This is a genomic window from Neobacillus muris (assembly GCF_943193175.1).
Taxonomy (GTDB): domain Bacteria; phylum Bacillota; class Bacilli; order Bacillales; family Cytobacillaceae; genus Neobacillus; species Neobacillus muris.
Window position 1 is genome coordinate 1 of sequence record NZ_CALPDF010000001.1, and the last position, 15,807, is coordinate 15,807.

General features: G+C 43.5%; 15 protein-coding genes, 1 pseudogene and 1 riboswitch. Of the genes and pseudogenes, 3 read left to right on the forward strand and 13 right to left on the reverse strand.

The window, feature by feature from the left end:
• Positions 1 to 257: 257 nt before the first annotated feature.
• From NFS43_RS00005 to gloA2, 9 genes are all read right to left on the reverse strand, one after another.
• Positions 258 to 1,508 carry an exo-beta-N-acetylmuramidase NamZ family protein gene (locus tag NFS43_RS00005; protein WP_251548569.1) on the reverse strand — a complete coding sequence of 417 codons (1,251 nt, stop codon included), beginning with the start codon at positions 1,506 to 1,508 and terminating at the stop codon, positions 258 to 260.
• Between the two features lie 63 nt (positions 1,509 to 1,571).
• Positions 1,572 to 3,644, reverse strand: a complete 2,073-nt coding sequence (locus tag NFS43_RS00010) for a glycoside hydrolase family 3 protein (RefSeq protein WP_251548571.1) — start codon at positions 3,642 to 3,644, stop codon at positions 1,572 to 1,574.
• Between the two features lie 44 nt (positions 3,645 to 3,688).
• Positions 3,689 to 5,362, reverse strand: a complete 1,674-nt coding sequence (locus NFS43_RS00015) for a serine hydrolase domain-containing protein (RefSeq protein WP_251548573.1) — start codon at positions 5,360 to 5,362, stop codon at positions 3,689 to 3,691.
• Positions 5,363 to 5,825: 463 nt separating this feature from the next.
• A complete protein-coding gene (locus NFS43_RS00020; protein WP_251548575.1) occupies positions 5,826 to 5,972 on the reverse strand; it encodes a hypothetical protein in 147 nt (48 codons plus the stop codon).
• Between the two features lie 98 nt (positions 5,973 to 6,070).
• Positions 6,071 to 6,235 carry a hypothetical protein gene (locus tag NFS43_RS00025; RefSeq protein WP_251548577.1) on the reverse strand — a complete coding sequence of 55 codons (165 nt, stop codon included), beginning with the start codon at positions 6,233 to 6,235 and terminating at the stop codon, positions 6,071 to 6,073.
• Positions 6,236 to 6,290: 55 nt separating this feature from the next.
• A riboswitch (cyclic di-GMP riboswitch) is annotated at positions 6,291 to 6,375 on the reverse strand.
• 193 nt (positions 6,376 to 6,568) lie between these two features.
• On the reverse strand, positions 6,569 to 7,744 hold the full coding sequence (locus NFS43_RS00030; protein WP_251548579.1) for a toxic anion resistance protein: 1,176 nt from the start codon (positions 7,742 to 7,744) through the stop codon (positions 6,569 to 6,571).
• Complete coding sequence (locus NFS43_RS00035) at positions 7,741 to 8,397, reverse strand: 5-bromo-4-chloroindolyl phosphate hydrolysis family protein (protein WP_251548581.1); 657 nt, start codon at positions 8,395 to 8,397, stop codon at positions 7,741 to 7,743. The genes NFS43_RS00030 and NFS43_RS00035 overlap by 4 nt, the downstream gene beginning before the upstream one ends.
• 250 nt (positions 8,398 to 8,647) lie before the next feature.
• A complete protein-coding gene (locus tag NFS43_RS00040) occupies positions 8,648 to 9,154 on the reverse strand; it encodes a TM2 domain-containing protein (RefSeq protein ID WP_251548583.1) in 507 nt (168 codons plus the stop codon).
• 141 nt (positions 9,155 to 9,295) lie between these two features.
• Complete coding sequence (gene gloA2 / locus NFS43_RS00045; RefSeq protein WP_251548585.1) at positions 9,296 to 9,682, reverse strand: SMU1112c/YaeR family gloxylase I-like metalloprotein; 387 nt, start codon at positions 9,680 to 9,682, stop codon at positions 9,296 to 9,298.
• A 333-nt stretch (positions 9,683 to 10,015) separates the two neighbouring features.
• Between gloA2 and zupT the strand changes: the two genes are divergently transcribed.
• On the forward strand, positions 10,016 to 10,825 hold the full coding sequence (gene zupT, locus NFS43_RS00050) for a zinc transporter ZupT (RefSeq protein ID WP_251548587.1): 810 nt from the start codon (positions 10,016 to 10,018) through the stop codon (positions 10,823 to 10,825).
• 17 nt (positions 10,826 to 10,842) lie between these two features.
• On the opposite strand, the gene NFS43_RS24570 is transcribed toward zupT, so the two are convergent.
• The 3 genes and pseudogenes from NFS43_RS24570 to NFS43_RS00060 form a co-directional block, all read right to left on the reverse strand.
• On the reverse strand, positions 10,843 to 11,124 hold the full coding sequence (locus tag NFS43_RS24570) for a magnesium chelatase subunit ChlI family protein (RefSeq protein ID WP_420910283.1): 282 nt from the start codon (positions 11,122 to 11,124) through the stop codon (positions 10,843 to 10,845).
• A gap of 117 nt (positions 11,125 to 11,241) precedes the next feature.
• Positions 11,242 to 12,356, reverse strand: a pseudogene (locus NFS43_RS24500) (YifB family Mg chelatase-like AAA ATPase); the annotation flags it as partial.
• Between the two features lie 628 nt (positions 12,357 to 12,984).
• Positions 12,985 to 13,425, reverse strand: coding sequence for a ferritin-like domain-containing protein (locus NFS43_RS00060; RefSeq protein WP_251548589.1), 441 nt, complete (start codon positions 13,423 to 13,425; stop codon positions 12,985 to 12,987).
• 36 nt (positions 13,426 to 13,461) lie between these two features.
• Here NFS43_RS00060 and NFS43_RS00065 point away from each other — a divergent pair, with 36 nt between their 5' ends.
• Entirely contained in the window at positions 13,462 to 13,635 is a 174-nt protein-coding gene (locus tag NFS43_RS00065) for a hypothetical protein (protein WP_251548590.1), read from the forward strand.
• A gap of 4 nt (positions 13,636 to 13,639) precedes the next feature.
• Here the strand turns inward: NFS43_RS00065 and NFS43_RS00070 are convergent, their stop codons facing one another.
• Positions 13,640 to 14,185, reverse strand: a complete 546-nt coding sequence (locus tag NFS43_RS00070) for a GbsR/MarR family transcriptional regulator (RefSeq protein WP_251548592.1) — start codon at positions 14,183 to 14,185, stop codon at positions 13,640 to 13,642.
• A 352-nt stretch (positions 14,186 to 14,537) separates the two neighbouring features.
• Here NFS43_RS00070 and NFS43_RS00075 point away from each other — a divergent pair, with 352 nt between their 5' ends.
• Positions 14,538 to 15,806, forward strand: coding sequence for a quaternary amine ABC transporter ATP-binding protein (locus tag NFS43_RS00075; RefSeq protein WP_251548594.1), 1,269 nt, complete (start codon positions 14,538 to 14,540; stop codon positions 15,804 to 15,806).
• Position 15,807: the final 1 nt, after the last annotated feature.

The window sequence follows — 15,807 nt, forward strand, 5'->3', positions numbered from 1 at the left end:
GCGCCTTGGACGCTTCATGACGACAGAACTTGGCCTCCGGCTCTGGTTTTTGGCGCCTTGGACGCTTCATGACGACAGAACTTGGCCTCCGGCTCTGGTTTTTGGCCTCTTGAACGCTTCATAACGACAGTACTTAAGCACGGGCACTGTTTTTTGTCCTCATAAAAATCTTTTTGAGACAGTTACCTTATAAAAAAACTCTAGAACAACAAAAAAGGCCCTCCATAAAACGAGAGCCCCCTGATTCTTCATCTGACTTAATAAAGCAAATAGCGTTCGCGGACATTCATAAATTCATCCAATGCTGGCTGCCATTCCTTTTTCATATCCTCAATTGGTTTGCCTGCTTCGATGCTGGCCCTAATCGAGCCATTGCCCACAAGGTTATCAAAAAAGGAGATACCAGCACTGTGTGGTTTACGGAACTCGAATTTGTCTGGATACATGTCATAGATGGTCTTCACAATGTAAAGCCCGGTTTCAAACGGCTTATAGGAAAGACGGTCCGTCACATGGATTTGAATCCCATGGCTTAATTGATTCATATACTTAGAGGCAGTCGGAGTAAATGAGGCAGCCCGGAAGGTGACACCCGGCAGTTTGCAGGAATTAAGTTTTGCCGCCAACTCATCACCATTAATGAACGGTGCACCAACCAATTCAAACGGTCTCGTCGTTCCTCGCCCTTCTGAAATATTTGTCCCTTCAATCAGAGCTGTTCCAGTATAAGCAATCACTGCATCCAATGTTGGCATATTAGGTGACAGCATCACGAAAGGCAAAGGAGTTTCATCGTAAAACATGCCGCGCTTCCATCCTACCATCTTGACTACCATCAAATCTGCACCGATTCCAAATTCCTGATTAAATAACAGTGCCAATTCCCCAACCGTCATTCCGTGACGAACCGGAATCGGATATTTCCCTACAAAAGAAGCATATTTCCCTTCCATCATCGGCCCTTCCACTTTCGTACCGCTGATCGGGTTCGGACGATCCAGCACGATAATCGGAATATGGTTTTCTTTCGCTGCTTCCATAGCCAGTGCCATCGTATAGATATAGGTGTAAAAGCGGGCACCCACATCTTGAATATCAAATAACAAGACATCCACATTAGCCAGCATATCTCGAGTTGGTTTTTTCGTGCTGCCATAGAGGCTGTATACCGGAAGTCCGGTTTTTTCATCGATATAGGACTCTACATCGGAACCAGCCGGGGCATCGCCGCGGACCCCGTGTTCCGGTCCGTATAGTGCTGTCAACTTTATATCCGGGTGATTATACAATGTATCTACAATACTATTCAGCTCTTGGTCAACACCCGTTGGATTGGTAATCAATCCGACCCGTTTGCCGTTGATCAATTCAAACTGGTCCTCAAGCAGGACCTCTATCCCCAATCGGAACTTCGTTTTCTTTTTCTCCTTATTATTAGCAGAAATGACTGCTGTGACAGCTGAAAGAAAAAGAAGCATTGCCATGATGCAGGAAAGCCACTTCTTCATCCACACGCCCCCCTTTTTATAAGGGCACGTTTCCCAAAAGCCTTGGATCCCCAAAAAAGCACCTTAATACCCTAATCCATGGCCAAATCCATATAGGACGCTGTGATCCTGATTGTAGATGGTAACCGGGAGTTTTCCTGATGGATTATTTTTTCCGAAAATCGTGTCCGCCGTTGCCTCGAAACTTGCCGGACGATAACTGTACTGCAAGAGCGCTGCATCCACAGTTGGATATGACATGACGTCATAAGGATTTCGGATGCCAACCGCAATGACGGGTGCATTCAGCTGAGAGATGAGCTGGTTGGTCATCAGCATTTGGCCGGCTCTCGGAGCTCTGCCATCCACACTGGAGGTATACGTCCCCACAATGATATATTTTGCATCACTTATCGAATCCAATTGTGCAGCTGATAGTTTGTTCTGGGTGTTGATATAGGTGACATTCCCATGATGTTTTTTCACTTCCTTTAGAAGTAAGTTAACGTAAAAACTGGAGCTGCCTACTACAGCGATTTTATCTCCCTTCGCAGCTTTCAGCGGAAGAACTGCGCTGTTTTTTACAAGCGTAATCGATTTTGCCGCTGCTTCTTTTTCGACCTTTTTATGTTCTTCCGATCCTACAACCTTCAAAGCGTTAGCAACCTTTTCAGCTATGCTTGGTTCGACTTCTTGTTTTACAATCGAACGGTTGAGCTTCAGCGTTAAGATGCGTGCAACCGATTCCTCGATTCTTTTTATGGAAATATCACCGCCGTTTACAGCATCATAGAGTCCCTTGGCCACCGCCTCAATCCCTACAGGCATCAGCAAAATATCGGCACCCGCTTGGACAGCCCGGATCGCAGCATCAACCGGGCCGAAGTGGGTTGTGATTGCCCCCATCTCCAGCGCGTCAGTCACGATGACCCCATTATAGCCCATCTCCTTACGCATCAGTTCGGTTAGCACCTTATAGGATAAAGTCGCAGGTATCGTAATTTCAGATCCGTCCGCTTTGGAAATTGCCTTAGTATCATCTACTTTGGGGAAGGTGACATGTGCCGTCATAATCGCGTCAATTCCTGCATCCATCGCCTTTTGGAATGGATACAATTCGACTTGTTTCAGGCGTTCCATATTGTGTGGAACCTCTGAAAGGCCGATGTGGGAATCAACAGCCGTGTCGCCATGTCCCGGAAAATGCTTGGCTGTTGCAGCCGTTCCAGCAGCATGAAGCCCTCTTATATAGGCGTTGCCTAAGTCGGCCACAAGCTGAGGGTTCTCGCTAAAGGAGCGGACAGCAATCACGGGGTTATCTGGATTGTTGTTGACATCTAGAACCGGACCAAAGTTCATGTTAATGCCAAGGGCATTGAGTTCTTCCCCGATTGCCTTCCCTGCCCGTTCAGCCATTTCTTCTGAGCGGGCCGCGCCTAAAGCCATGCTGCCGGGAAAATCAGTGCCGGTTTTCAGCCGGGTGACGATGCCTCCTTCTTGGTCAATCGAAACCAAAAGCGCGTATGTTTCCGCGGCATCCTGAAAGGCGCTGGCAAGTCTGGCTGTTTGGGCTGTGTCAATGGTATTTTCACTGAATAAAATCACGCCGCCTAAATGGTAGTCCTTGACCAGTCGGGCAATATCGTCATTCATGGCGGTCACATTTTCACCATTCCAGGTTCGGAAATCAGGCATCAGCATTTGGCCTACCTTTTCTTCTATTGTCATGTTTTTGATAGCTTTGCCAATTACGTCATAGCGGTTTCCGTGCTGTTTTTCAATAAGGATTTTATCTTGTTTTCCCTTAAATCGGAGAGTTATCTGGTCGGAGCACCGGCCGTCGCTTACAGAAATGAACACTCTCCCGCTATGGCCGGAAAGTGTCACTTTTCCATTCTTGACAGATGCGACTTTTCTGTTGGAGGACTCCCATTTCAAGTCACCAGATACCAGCATAAACTGCCCGTCATTACCGACATGCAGGGCGTTCAATTGAAGCTGATGGTCTTCCGCTTCTCTCATCACATGAGGAATGTTAAGGTCAATCACTAATTCTTTGGTATCCATTTGGGCCGCCTCCCCCGAAATCGGGATTACCGGGATGAACAATAATGCAGCTATTAGTGATGTCTTAATGGCTCTTAAAAGTTTCTTCATAATTCCCCTCCTCCTTTGCCCAAAAGTCATATAGGCGCCAATTGCTAATCTTCCCGAAGCTGCCAGTCGTTTTGGCTGAAGACTAATTTTTTGGCACCAAGCTTTGGATTTAATACATACCAACCGCGCTTATTGATCGAACCGTCCGTTTTATAGGCAAACCTTATTTTTTCTGCCTGTTTCGGGACTGATATTTGCCGGTTTTCCCAGCCGTTGCTTGTTCCGCTGAGCTCGGCAAGCCTTTTCCATTCGCCTTCTTGAAAAATTTCCACATAGCCATAATCCCATCCGTCTTCCATCATATGCCAAGTGGAAAAGGTTAATGTGGTATCCTCTTTTAAGGTTAAGCCGGCTTCCATGGTCAAGTTTACCTTGTCTCCATAGCCGGCAAACCAGGCCGAGGCCCCGCCTGGGATGGAAACCGGCAGCGCATCGGCCGCCTGGCGGGCAAACAGTCTTCTTGGCTTATTAATCGATCCCATGCTTCTGCTTGGATGAACCCGATTGGTCAGCAAGATAGCGATGGTTTTATTGTTCGGGTTGATCACAATTGAAGTACCCGTATACCCAGTATGACCAAATGAATAGGTTCCTTCTGATAGTGCATCCATGTACCAGCCTTGCCGCAGCTCCCAGCCAAGTCCGTGGTCATCTCCCCTAAAGCCTTCATTCTGATTTTCAACCAGCAATTTCACCGTTTCCGATTTCAGGATTCTTTTCCCGCCATACTTTCCTCCATTGATAAACACATGTGCCAGTCTCGCTAAATCTTCTGCGGTGGAAAATACACCCGCATGGCCCGCGACACCGCCCAGCGCCCAGGCATTTTCATCATGAACCTCGCCCCAGACAAGGCCTCTTTTCGGAACCGCTTGATATTCCGTTGCAGCAATCCGATTTTTCAAGGCTGCCGGCGGATTATACATAGTGTCCCTCATACCTAAGGGATCCGTAATATGTTCTTTGACAAACACGTCCTGCCGCTGGCCCGAGAATTTTTCAATCAGGGCGCCAATGGTAATCATATTTAAGTCGCTATATACATAGGCAGTGCCTGGCCGGTTTTTTAGTGGCTGTTGAAAAATCAGCTGCAACCGTTCTTCCCTTGTTCTGCCTTGTGAGTAGAGCGGGATCCATGAGGCAAATCCGGATGTATGGGTCAATAGCTGGCGGATAGTGACCTTGCCCTTTCCATTGGCTGCAAATTCGGGAATATAGTTGGCAATGGGGTCATCGAGCTGGAAAAGTCCTTGCTCATAAAGCTGCATAATCGCTACAGAGGTAAAAATTTTGCTAAGGGATGCCAAGTCAAAAATCGTGTCTTCCTTCATTTTAATCGGCTGGTCCATCTCCGTAAAATGGCGGTCCGTATACTGGGCGGAGAAACCGTAGGCCGTTTGTTTGACAATTTTCCCTCCTCTTGCCACAAAGGCCACGGCACCAGGAAAAAACTTTTGCGTAATGTATTGGTTTATGATGAGGTCAATTTGCTGGAGCGGTGCTTCCATCATGCCTGCGCTCCGAGCCGAGCTGGGATAAAGCATGCTGGATACTGGTATATCAGTGGAATTCCAAGTAATTACAGAATCTGGCCTCTCACTTTTGTTTTCTTTTGCTTCAATCGTTAGACGATTAGGTGAATGGACGACAGCCAACGTGCTTGAAGCTCCTATCATGGCCAGGCAAACCGTTAAGACAATAATTGCTCTGTTTCTCATAAATCCTCCTTCAACTACCTGTTTAAAGTACATGAGGTGTGAGTTTATGGCAGTGCTTTGACTTTACCAAAAGCCTAAATGGTTTACGTATAGTTGTATATTCATAAAGGAAATATTTTTAAATGCGTAGGAGCATATTGGAAAAATTCCTTATATACTTTATGGATCCACATTCCATGTCGTCATCAAGAAGTCCCAATTTCTATTCACACCGTTTTCCCCAGTTCAAGCCTGGTTATCAACAGTATTTGGCACATATCCACAAGATTATCCACATGATAACGTTTAACTGTTGAAAAATTCCGATTCGGTTAACTGTTCTGTAACTTTTATCCACTGATTTATTGTGTTTATTCACAATTTATAGTAATTTATCCCCAACACTCAGTCTTTTATCCACATTTTTTCCACACTCCAACGAAAATGGACCTGGTTTGTGGCCTAGGTCCATTGGAACAGAGGGTCATTCAGTTGGGTTTTCTTGCTGCTGCACAGAATCCTCACCGTATTGTTCCATGATCTGCTCTAGCTCACCGGTATCGCCTTTTGCATTAATGATTTCAAAGATTTGATTTAACCCTTCGCTCGTTTCATCTTGTTTGTTTTTCAAAAAAAACCCCTCCTTTACCTGCTATTAGATTGACCATTTTCCACAAAAAAATAACCTGATGTAAAAAACCACACCGGATTAACATCCGGCGTGGTTTTTTACAATCGCGAACCGATTTCTACGACTTTGCTATTATGATAGATTGCTTTTACCATTAATTTTTTCCTTAGTTCTTCACATAAACAATCTTGCTGCAGCAGTTCATGGTGGCGCTGCTGAAAGACATGATAATAATACTTGCCCTTTAATATCAATCTTAACACATGAAGCCCCTCCTCAATTGTTTGTGGTATACATAAATCGCGGAAGTTGGTCGTGTTCGGTAACTGGCTGGCGTTGTCCTTAGACAGTAGCCCCTTTAGCTTTGCGTCACCACTTTTCAATGGGTTTGCCGTTTCGTACGATTTATGTGTTTGTTAAGTCCCAATATACATAAATGAGATGAATAAGGAAAGTGCCATGCTTCCTATATTTTGACATAAATTCCATAACTATAAATGACCAAGAGACTGGGCGGATTTTTCTAACGTAATAGCCATGCGGCAGTCCTACGAAAAAAAGCCCCTCGGTGCTTTTAGTACCCGAGAGGCTTTTAATTACTTTCCTTTGATTTCCAATAATTTTAATTTTAAATCGTTTTCCATCGCAGCCAGTTCTTGTTCCGCAATCCGGCGTTTATTGCGGCCTTCCTCTTGAATCCGCAGTGTTTCTTCCAGTGTGCTGATCAGGTTTTCCTGAGTTTTCTTTAATGTTTCGATATCGACTAGGCCGCGCTCATTTTCTTTGGCGGTTTCAATTGTATTGGTTTTTAACATTTCTGCATTCTTAAGCAGCAGTTCATTTGTCGTCTTGGAAACTTGTTTTTGCGCTTCTACCGCATGGCGCTGCCGAATGAGTGTGAGCGCAATTGCCACTTGATTTTTCCATAATGGAATGGCGGTGACAATGGAGGATTGAATTTTTTCCACGAGCGCCTGGTTCGTATTTTGAATCAGGCGGATTTGAGGCGCGCTTTGGATCGTGATTTCCCGGCTCAGCTTCAAATCATGTAAACGTTTATCCAAACGGTCGGCAAATTGAATCATATCGTTCACTTCTTGAAATTTCATCTGGTCATTAGTCAATTCTGCCTGCCGTTTCAGCTCAGGAATTGTTTTTTGATACATTTCTTCGAGCTTGAGTTCCCCTGCTGCGATATACACATTCAAGGCATGGAAATATTCTTTATTGTTATCATAGAGCTGGTCAAGTAGTTTGATGTCGGATAACAGGACATTTTTGCTGCGCTCCAGCTTCACACTAATCCGGTCGATTTGCGCCCCGGTTTTTTGGTATTTCGATAGCACTTCCTGCATGGAACTGGAAATTTTTCCGAATAAACGGCCAAAAAAGGATGGTTTCTCATCCCTTAGTTCATCCGGATTCACTTCGTTCAATTTCCTCATTAAGTCACTTATGATCTCCCCGATTTCGCCGACGTCTTTTTTCTGCACATGCTCTAACATGGAATGGGAAAAAGATAATAGCTTTCCTTGGGCCTGGCTGCCATATTGGATCATTGCCTGGCGGTTGGTCGGGTCAATTTGTTCTGCCAGCTGGTAGGCCTTGGCCCGGTGCTCCTCAGGTATCACATCAATTAATTTGACTGGCTTAGCGTCTTGGCTTTGCGCAGCCTCCATCTTAGCCGGCTGAAGGCCTTCCCCGAATGGGTCGGCCAGAATATCATCTAAAAGGTTGTCTTTTTTATTCAATATTGGATTGTTTTCGCTCATTTTAACCACCTGTTCTTATCGGGAAATTTCGAATCCTTATATCTGTTAATCGAATGCTTGGCTACATCTATTTCAAAGTTTAAATGGTCGACATCGTTGGAAACGACTTGATATAAATCCTCTTCCAGCACTTTGGTCAATTCATTTAATGTTTGCTTCGTTTCGATGAGAGACTGGTTGATTTCAATGCTTTTTTTTGGTTGGGAAGCCAGGAAGCTATATTTTTCCGTTAGTTCCACAACGGAATCCAAGTGAGAAAAATAAAACGGCTCGGCCTGGTAAAACCGTTTCGGTTCCTTGGCGGCCATTTTTTGAATTTTTTTAGTAATCCGCATGATATCCATTCTCTGCTTGACAGAGGAAAGGTCACGAAAATCGAATAAGGACTTGTTTAAGCGGCGGATTTTCTTGTTGGCTTCCGCTAAGTTTTTCCGAATGTAGCGATATTCCTTCCTTGATAACTGATGTTTTTTTAAAAATTGATGGTTCATCACCATCGATAAAATCACATGGACCATTACGCCCCCAAGAATGGCATAGCCTACGGAAGGCAGAAAGTTGACGTCAAACCAAACAAAGCTGACAAACCCTGTAACGATGGTAACAGGTACTGCAACGAATGACCGAATGATAAATGCTAAAAACGGGTTCATAACAATCGACTCCTGATTCATATTCCTTTATTTCATACGAATGAACGTGATGAATGTTTCATCGATGACAGTGAAAGGAAAGAATTCCCTTTACTACTTCCACAATACACGAAAAAACTCCTGCTTACCATAGACTGCAAACGGAAAGTTTTCTAGGTCCTAAGACGTATTTACTTTTATAACAGAAAAAGGCGAGGAGCCGCAAAGTGCGGCCCTCACCCGTTTGATTTTAAAGGCTGGTTTTCCGATTTTAATAAGGCTGGTACCCGGGGTCATGTTTTCTGGCGAAATCATCCGGGTTAGAAACTAGATAGACAATTCCTTCAATGAGGCCGACAAGTCCTGGAATATAGGTCCAGCAGAATAATAAATAAATAAGCCCCCAGCCCCATCTGCCAAGATAAAATTTATGCACCCCGATACCGCCAAGCAAAATAGCAAGAATCCCTGCTGTTGTTTTACTTTTGGTGAACCTTGGGGCAAACCCGCGGCCGCCTGCGCTGGAGGAACTGGAGGAACTGGATGAGCTTGAAGCTCCCCCTCCACCTCCTGCATTCATAAACACCATGGGCTGACTCTGTTTATTGTCCTCTAACTTCTCGAGTTTCCGTTTATTTTCATCAAATAATTCATCCAAGCAGTTTTTACAATAATTTTTTCCTTTCAGTTCAGTGTTGCAGGTACTGCAAATGAATTTCCCACAGCCAACGCAAATGCCAACGGCTTCCATATCATTATGTACATAACAGGTACTCACGCGATTCCCCCCAAGGATAATAGGTATAAAAAAAAGCTAACTTACTATAATTTTACACCTAAGGGAAGCATGATTTTTTCAACAATTTGACAATATTTCAAATTTTTCCGCTCAGAACTCACCTTAGAACAATTCAGATTATTACCGTTCATACAGTTCAATCGGCAGTCCATCCGGATCACTGAAGAAAGTGAATTTTTTATTTGTGACAGGATCGATTCGAATCGGCTCGACGGCGATTCCATGTGTCGTTATTTCATCTGCCGCTTCCTGTATTTCCTCTACCTCAAAGGCTAAATGCCGCATGCCTGCCGCTTCCGGATAACTTGGACGCTTTGGCGGCTCTGGAAAAGAAAACAGCTCAATCTGATACTGCCCGTTCACTTCTAAATCAAGCTTGTAGGAATCCCTCTCAGCCCGGTAAATCTCATGGATGGGCTTTAATCCTAAAACATTGACATAGAAATCCTTAGACCTTTCGTAATCGGAACAAATAATCGCAATATGGTGGATTTTATTTAGTTTCATTGACAGCAACCTTTCCTTTAAATTTCCTCCACTATCATAACAGACTATCTCCTATGCCTGAAATATAAAGAAAAACTCCTTGCCTGTATCTTCTAAATTTCTAGACTCATTTGACTGCGAAAAAACGCTCAGGGCATCCCTGCCGTTAAAAAGAGACGTAATTTTTGCTGCATCCCTTTTTGTTTTTGATAAAATAGAAGAAAGATAAGTTTTGGTAAAATATGTTTCTCGGATGAAACTTTTCTGAACTCGAGCATATAAAAAGTATAACGTAAAAGTATTCTTAAATTGCCAATTGCATAAAAACAGGATCGCCAGAAAGGGGATACGAAGGTGTCGGAAAACCTTTTATTAGCTTTTGGACTAACGCTGTTTGCGGGCCTTGCAACCGGAATTGGCAGCCTTCTTGCGTTTTTTACGCACCATACCAATACAAAGTTTCTCTCCATCACCCTGGGATTCTCGGCCGGAGTCATGATCTATGTGTCGATGATCGAGATTTTTGTAAAAGCAAAAGTCGCATTGGTGGATGCTTTGGGTGTGGTGCCGGGCAACTGGCTGACTGTTGGCGGCTTTTTTGCGGGAATGTTTTTGATTGCAGCCATCGACAAATTTATTCCGAAGCAAACGAACCCTCATGAGCTTCGCACCGTGGAGGATATGGACGGGAATGACAGCAAGGGGAAGCAGCCCGATTTATTAAAAATGGGCACGTTTACGGCGCTGGCCATCGGTATTCATAACTTTCCTGAGGGAATTGCCACCTTCGCTTCTGCCCTGCAGGACCCAAAGCTCGGGATTGCGATTGCAGTGGCGATTGCGATTCACAATATCCCAGAGGGGATTGCCGTGTCGGTTCCGGTTTATTTTGCGACTGGCGATAAACGGAAAGCCTTTAAGCTCTCCTTTCTATCCGGCCTATCCGAACCTATCGGCGCTTTTGCTGCTTATCTGTTCTTGATGCCCTTTCTAAATGAAATTGCGTTTGGAATTATTTTTGCAGCCGTTGCCGGGATTATGGTGTTCATTTCCCTTGATGAATTGCTCCCCGCGGCGAAAAGATATGATGAAGCCCATTTATCTATTTATGGATTAATCGGCGGCATGGCCGTCATGGCGATCAGCTTGCTGCTGTTTATTTAACCAGGCTGCGAGCGGTTTCACCAAAGTTTAAGATCTGGCACTCCATTTAATTTCATCGCTTCCATAATGCTTTGATCGGTAATGTCGGGGTTTCCTTGGAGATCGGAGATGGTTCGGGCAAGGCGAATGATTTTAATTTGAGTACGATTACTGATGTCATTTTTCAGAAGGTATTGATGTAAGATTTGCTGCTGTGAATCGGTTAGAGGGCTTGTCCTCAGCAAGATTTCATAGGGAATCCTTCCATTACATATTTCCATCCCATATCGTCGATACTGCAGCTTTCGTGCCTTTTCCACCCTTCTTCTGACAATATGAGAGGGTTCAGCTTTACCTTCTGTTTGGGCTGTATCAAAATCAACTGGTTGCAGTTTAAGATGGATATCAAACCTATCCCTTAGTGGTCCTGAAAGCTTATTTTGGTAAAAATGAATCTGTTTAGGCGTACATGTGCAGTAGTGTCTATTAGAGCCTGCATATCCGCAAGGACACGGATTCATTGCCGCAATTAAAATAAAAGAGGCTGGATAGGTAATGACAGCATGAGTTCGGCTAATGGTAATCTGTCCGTTTTCTATAGGCTGCCTGAGCATATCTAATGTTTTTTGGAAAATTCCCCAATCTCGTCCAGAAATAATACGCCTCTATGGGCTAATGAGATTTCTCCCGGTTTCGGGTATTGACCACCTCCAATAATGGAGACGCCAGAGGCAGAATGGTGAGGATTTCGAAATGGAGGCAGTGTTGTCCGCTGGAAGGTGGTATGACTCAACTGATATAAACTGATAACTTCGAGTTGCTCCTGTTGTGATAAGGACGGCATAATGGATGAAAAACTCCATGCCAACAAGCTCTTTCCGCAGCCAGGTGGTCCTGACATTAATACATGATGTTCACCAGCAGCTGCGACTTCTAAGGCATGTTTCGCATCAAAATGCCCAATTATTTGTTGAAAATCTAAGGAGTCCACATAAGCCGCATCATCTTCCTCATGCTTCATCAAATATTGTTGAGGCTCCCATTGACCTGATATATGTCCAATCACATCCTGTAAGGATGAAACATAGATAATTTGCATTCTCTGAAAACTTAAAACTGGTAGTTGATAATCCATCGGAATATATAGTCGTTTAATACCCATTTTTTCTGCCGCAAGCACTGCTGGCAGCAGCCCTTCAACAGGTTGAACAGACCCATCTAATGATAACGCACCAATAAAGCCAACATCAGCGGAAAGGGATACTTCCAGCTCATGTAAACTGGACAAAACCCCAATAGCCATTGGCAGGTCAAACATTGAGCCCATTTTCTTTTGGTCGGCAGGAGACAGGTTAATAACAACTTTCTGCCCAGAAAGGGTATATCCTAATGACCTTAGTGCAGCAATAATGCGTTCTTTCGATTCTTTTACCGCAGCATCTGGCAGCCCAACAATTTTAAACGAGTCATTCCCTACATAAGTGCTCACTTCCACATTGATTCGATATCCTTCCATTCCTTTTAAGCCAATACTAGTTACTCTTGCCCACATGGTACTCCTTCTTTCACATAAAATAATCGCAATGGCATTTTGAAATTATTGAAGGTTGGAAATTTTATAAATTCGGGTATAGTTAGCTGGAGCTTTTTTCGGAGAAAGCAAATGATGGCAAGATTAATTATACAAGGGATTTTGGATTATTTATGCTTATTCTACAAGATTTAACAAAAAATTCATTCTTCTTTTTAGTCAGGCACAACAAAACAGGCGAAAAACGTATAAAAAACCTACTATCATAATAATTATTTTATATGGGAATTTCATTTTTTCATTTGCATCTAAGGGGGACTGACACTGAGAGTCATCAGATGGATTCAACGGCTAATTGGCATTGTCATGATCATTTACGGAATCTATCTCATTTTTGGAACCCAACAATTCTTTGGAGCTTTGCTAATTATCCTTGCCCTGCTCATCCTTCCTAATCTAAGCGACAAAAGCAAGAATACCCAAGCTGCTAATCAGCCTAAAAGCTCCAATAGCGAGAAAATAGAGGAAAAAAGAAAGACTAACAGTACCAGCAAATAGACTTTCGAAACATTCAAGATCCATTCCGTGTCCATGGATGTCTCAAAAAGAGGATTAATCTCTTTGCATTTGAGACACCCGTCTGACACTTTTATTTTGTTTTAGCATAATAAAAAAGAAACCAAACAGCGTGATTTTGTTCATCTAGTGCTGCTCTTTTGAACACCTCTTTTATCATCGGATCCGTAACATAATCTGAGATGTCCAGGTAAAAATCAACTGTTTTTTGCTCATCCTGAAGAGCGAATTCAAGACCTTCCAAATAAGTGCTGGGGCAATCTTCGGTAATTTTCGGCTGCGGCTGACTTCCGGTCAGGTTCTGATAAATTTGGACGAAATGTTGGTAATGTTTGATTTCATCCTGGCGAATCTCAAGAATTTGCTCCCGTTCCTTTTGATTTCCCGCTAAATTGGCCAATTTGGCGTAACAGTCAATCGCACTGTATTCCCCGTTGATCGCATGTTGAATATCCGTTATCAACTGATGATTTTGTCTATTTATAGCGTCCAAATAATTGGTAAAAGGAAACATGGCTGCACCTCCGAATACTTTTATATATAATACTTAATGAACGGCCGCGGCGTGCGCGCTAATCTGGAAGCAGGCAAAGCTATCTTTGGTGACCTATTCTCGTTCCCTATTGCCGGATTCAAAGAGTCGATTAATATAGAACATAAAAACAGCTTAGCATTTGGGACATCCCCATTTGCTAAGCTGTTTTTCTTTCCCCATCGCATCTAGTCTTTTACTTTTTTTCTTTAGGCAGCTTAGGAATAAAATCAAAAATCTCTTTCGATTCAAAGCTGTCTACCAGCCTGTTCAGCCAATCATAATATTCAAGTGCATCCGTCAGCTTTTCAATGTCATTTATGGCCTGATGCTTTACCTGCTCATCCACCACTGGATCGTTTACTAATGCCTCCAACTCTGAGCGAGACTTTTCCATTGCCGAAACATTAATCGAGATGCCATTTCTCCATTTAATGGTAAAAAAATCGATAAAGGTCTGATACCAATCCAATTCAGCTTGATAGAGATCCTTCCTAATCCCTTTTATCCAAACCTTATCTACCATTTTTAGGTCTTGTAGAATTCGAACAGAAGTGCTCATACTCGTTTTGCTCATTCCGAGCTCTTCCTTCATTTCATCAAGTGTTAAAGGGCCACCTTGGAAATACAAAGCTCCATACAACCGGCCAACGGATTCCGTAACCCCATATAAATTCATGTTTTGGGAGATCGCTTCGATTACCCGCTCCCGGGCCTGCACCAGCCTCTTTTCACCTTCCATGATAATACCCACCCATTCCTAATACGTATCTTTAATTAGACTAACATGTTTATGCTAAAAGTAAAGAAATCACTTTGGACGGAAACGGGAGCATTTGGGAGGATTTCTAAGTATTTCGTAAATTTATTTTATACAGTTTTTTCTGTACGTACTATACGAACGAATTTACCCGATTACCACATTTGCCAATTGCATCCAAGTAACAATACAATTAAAAAGTATAAGTTGTTTCTTTTTCTAAAAACATCTATTAAAAAGGGGAAGGACATTCTGCAGACTGCCTGGGCATATTGTATCAGGCACCAAAGATAGAACTGACACTTTTTATACGGATAGGAAAGATGGTGACCAAATGAAAAAGATCGTCGTACGAAACGTGACGAAGATTTTTGGCAAGCCGAAATTGGCTTTGAAGCTGCTAAATGATGGGGAAACAAAGCAAACCATTTTAAAGAAAGCAGGAGCAACCGTCGGGGTAAGCCAAGCCAGCTTTGAAGTAGAAGCAGGAGAAATCTTTGTTATTATGGGTCTTTCTGGAAGTGGTAAGTCAACATTAGTGCGAATGTTAAACCGGTTGATTGATCCGACCGCAGGTGAAATATACGTAGATGGCGAGGATATCGTCAAGATGAACAAGGAACAGCTGATTAACCTGCGAAGAAAAAAAATCAGCATGGTGTTCCAAAAATTTGCCCTTCTCCCCCATCGGACCGTTCTGGAAAATACGGAATATGGGTTAGAGATTCAGGGCATCGAAAAAGAAGTGCGGCAGTCCAAGGCAATGAATGCCTTGAAGCTCGTGGGTCTTGAAGGATATGAGCAGCAATATCCCAGCCAATTGAGCGGCGGAATGCAGCAGCGGGTCGGCCTGGCACGCGCATTAGCCAATGATGCCGATATTTTACTAATGGATGAAGCCTTTAGTGCCCTCGATCCATTGATTCGAAAGGATATGCAGGATGAATTGCTTGATCTGCAATCTACTATGAAAAAAACGATTGTGTTTATCACACATGATTTGGACGAGGCTCTCCGAATCGGAGACCGGATAGCCTTAATGAAGGATGGCGTTATTGTCCAAATTGGCACCCCTGAGGAAATTCTTATGAACCCATCCAATGACTATGTTGAGAGATTCGTAGAAGATGTTGACCTTTCCAAAGTATTAACAGCTGGTCACGTCATGAAACGTGCTGAATCCATTTCAATCGAAAAAGGACCGAGGGTGGCACTGCAAAATATGAGAGACCTAGGAATCTCAAGCATTTATGTCGTGGATAAAAAGAAAACCTTACTTGGGGCAATCACAGCTTCTGACGCCAAAGAGGCGCTGGAACGAAATGAAGGGCTGTCCTCGATTTTACAAGAGAATGTTCCGACCGTATTTCCGGATACAGTTTTAACCGATTTATTTGAAAAAGTCTCGACAGCTGTCATTCCCGTTGCAGTGGTCGATGAGAAAAAACGCCTCCAGGGCATTTTGGTCAGAGGCGCTGTGATTGGCGCTTTAGCCGGCCGGACAGAGGAATGGAAACTGGTGCAAACCACGAAAACGGAAGTGGCTTCAGGACAGTCAGAATGGACGGATATGCCGCTAGGTTCCGTTGAGGAGGTGAACTAAT

What these genes read in the sequence shown, in the direction of transcription:
- NFS43_RS00005 (WP_251548569.1), bottom strand. Translation starts at nt 1,508, where the DNA reads ATGAAGAAGTGGCTTTCCTGCATCATGGCAATGCTTCTTTTTCTTTCA.
- NFS43_RS00010 (WP_251548571.1), bottom strand. Translation starts at nt 3,644, where the DNA reads ATGAAGAAACTTTTAAGAGCCATTAAGACATCACTAATAGCTGCATTA.
- NFS43_RS00015 (WP_251548573.1), bottom strand. Translation starts at nt 5,362, where the DNA reads ATGAGAAACAGAGCAATTATTGTCTTAACGGTTTGCCTGGCCATGATA.
- NFS43_RS00030 (WP_251548579.1), bottom strand. Translation starts at nt 7,744, where the DNA reads ATGAGCGAAAACAATCCAATATTGAATAAAAAAGACAACCTTTTAGAT.
- NFS43_RS00035 (WP_251548581.1), bottom strand. Translation starts at nt 8,397, where the DNA reads ATGAACCCGTTTTTAGCATTTATCATTCGGTCATTCGTTGCAGTACCT.
- gloA2 (WP_251548585.1), bottom strand. Translation starts at nt 9,682, where the DNA reads ATGAAACTAAATAAAATCCACCATATTGCGATTATTTGTTCCGATTAC.
- NFS43_RS00060 (WP_251548589.1), bottom strand. Translation starts at nt 13,425, where the DNA reads ATGTTTCCTTTTACCAATTATTTGGACGCTATAAATAGACAAAATCAT.
- NFS43_RS00065 (WP_251548590.1), top strand. Translation starts at nt 13,462, where the DNA reads ATGAACGGCCGCGGCGTGCGCGCTAATCTGGAAGCAGGCAAAGCTATC.
- NFS43_RS00070 (WP_251548592.1), bottom strand. Translation starts at nt 14,185, where the DNA reads ATGGAAGGTGAAAAGAGGCTGGTGCAGGCCCGGGAGCGGGTAATCGAA.
- NFS43_RS00075 (WP_251548594.1), top strand. Translation starts at nt 14,538, where the DNA reads ATGAAAAAGATCGTCGTACGAAACGTGACGAAGATTTTTGGCAAGCCG.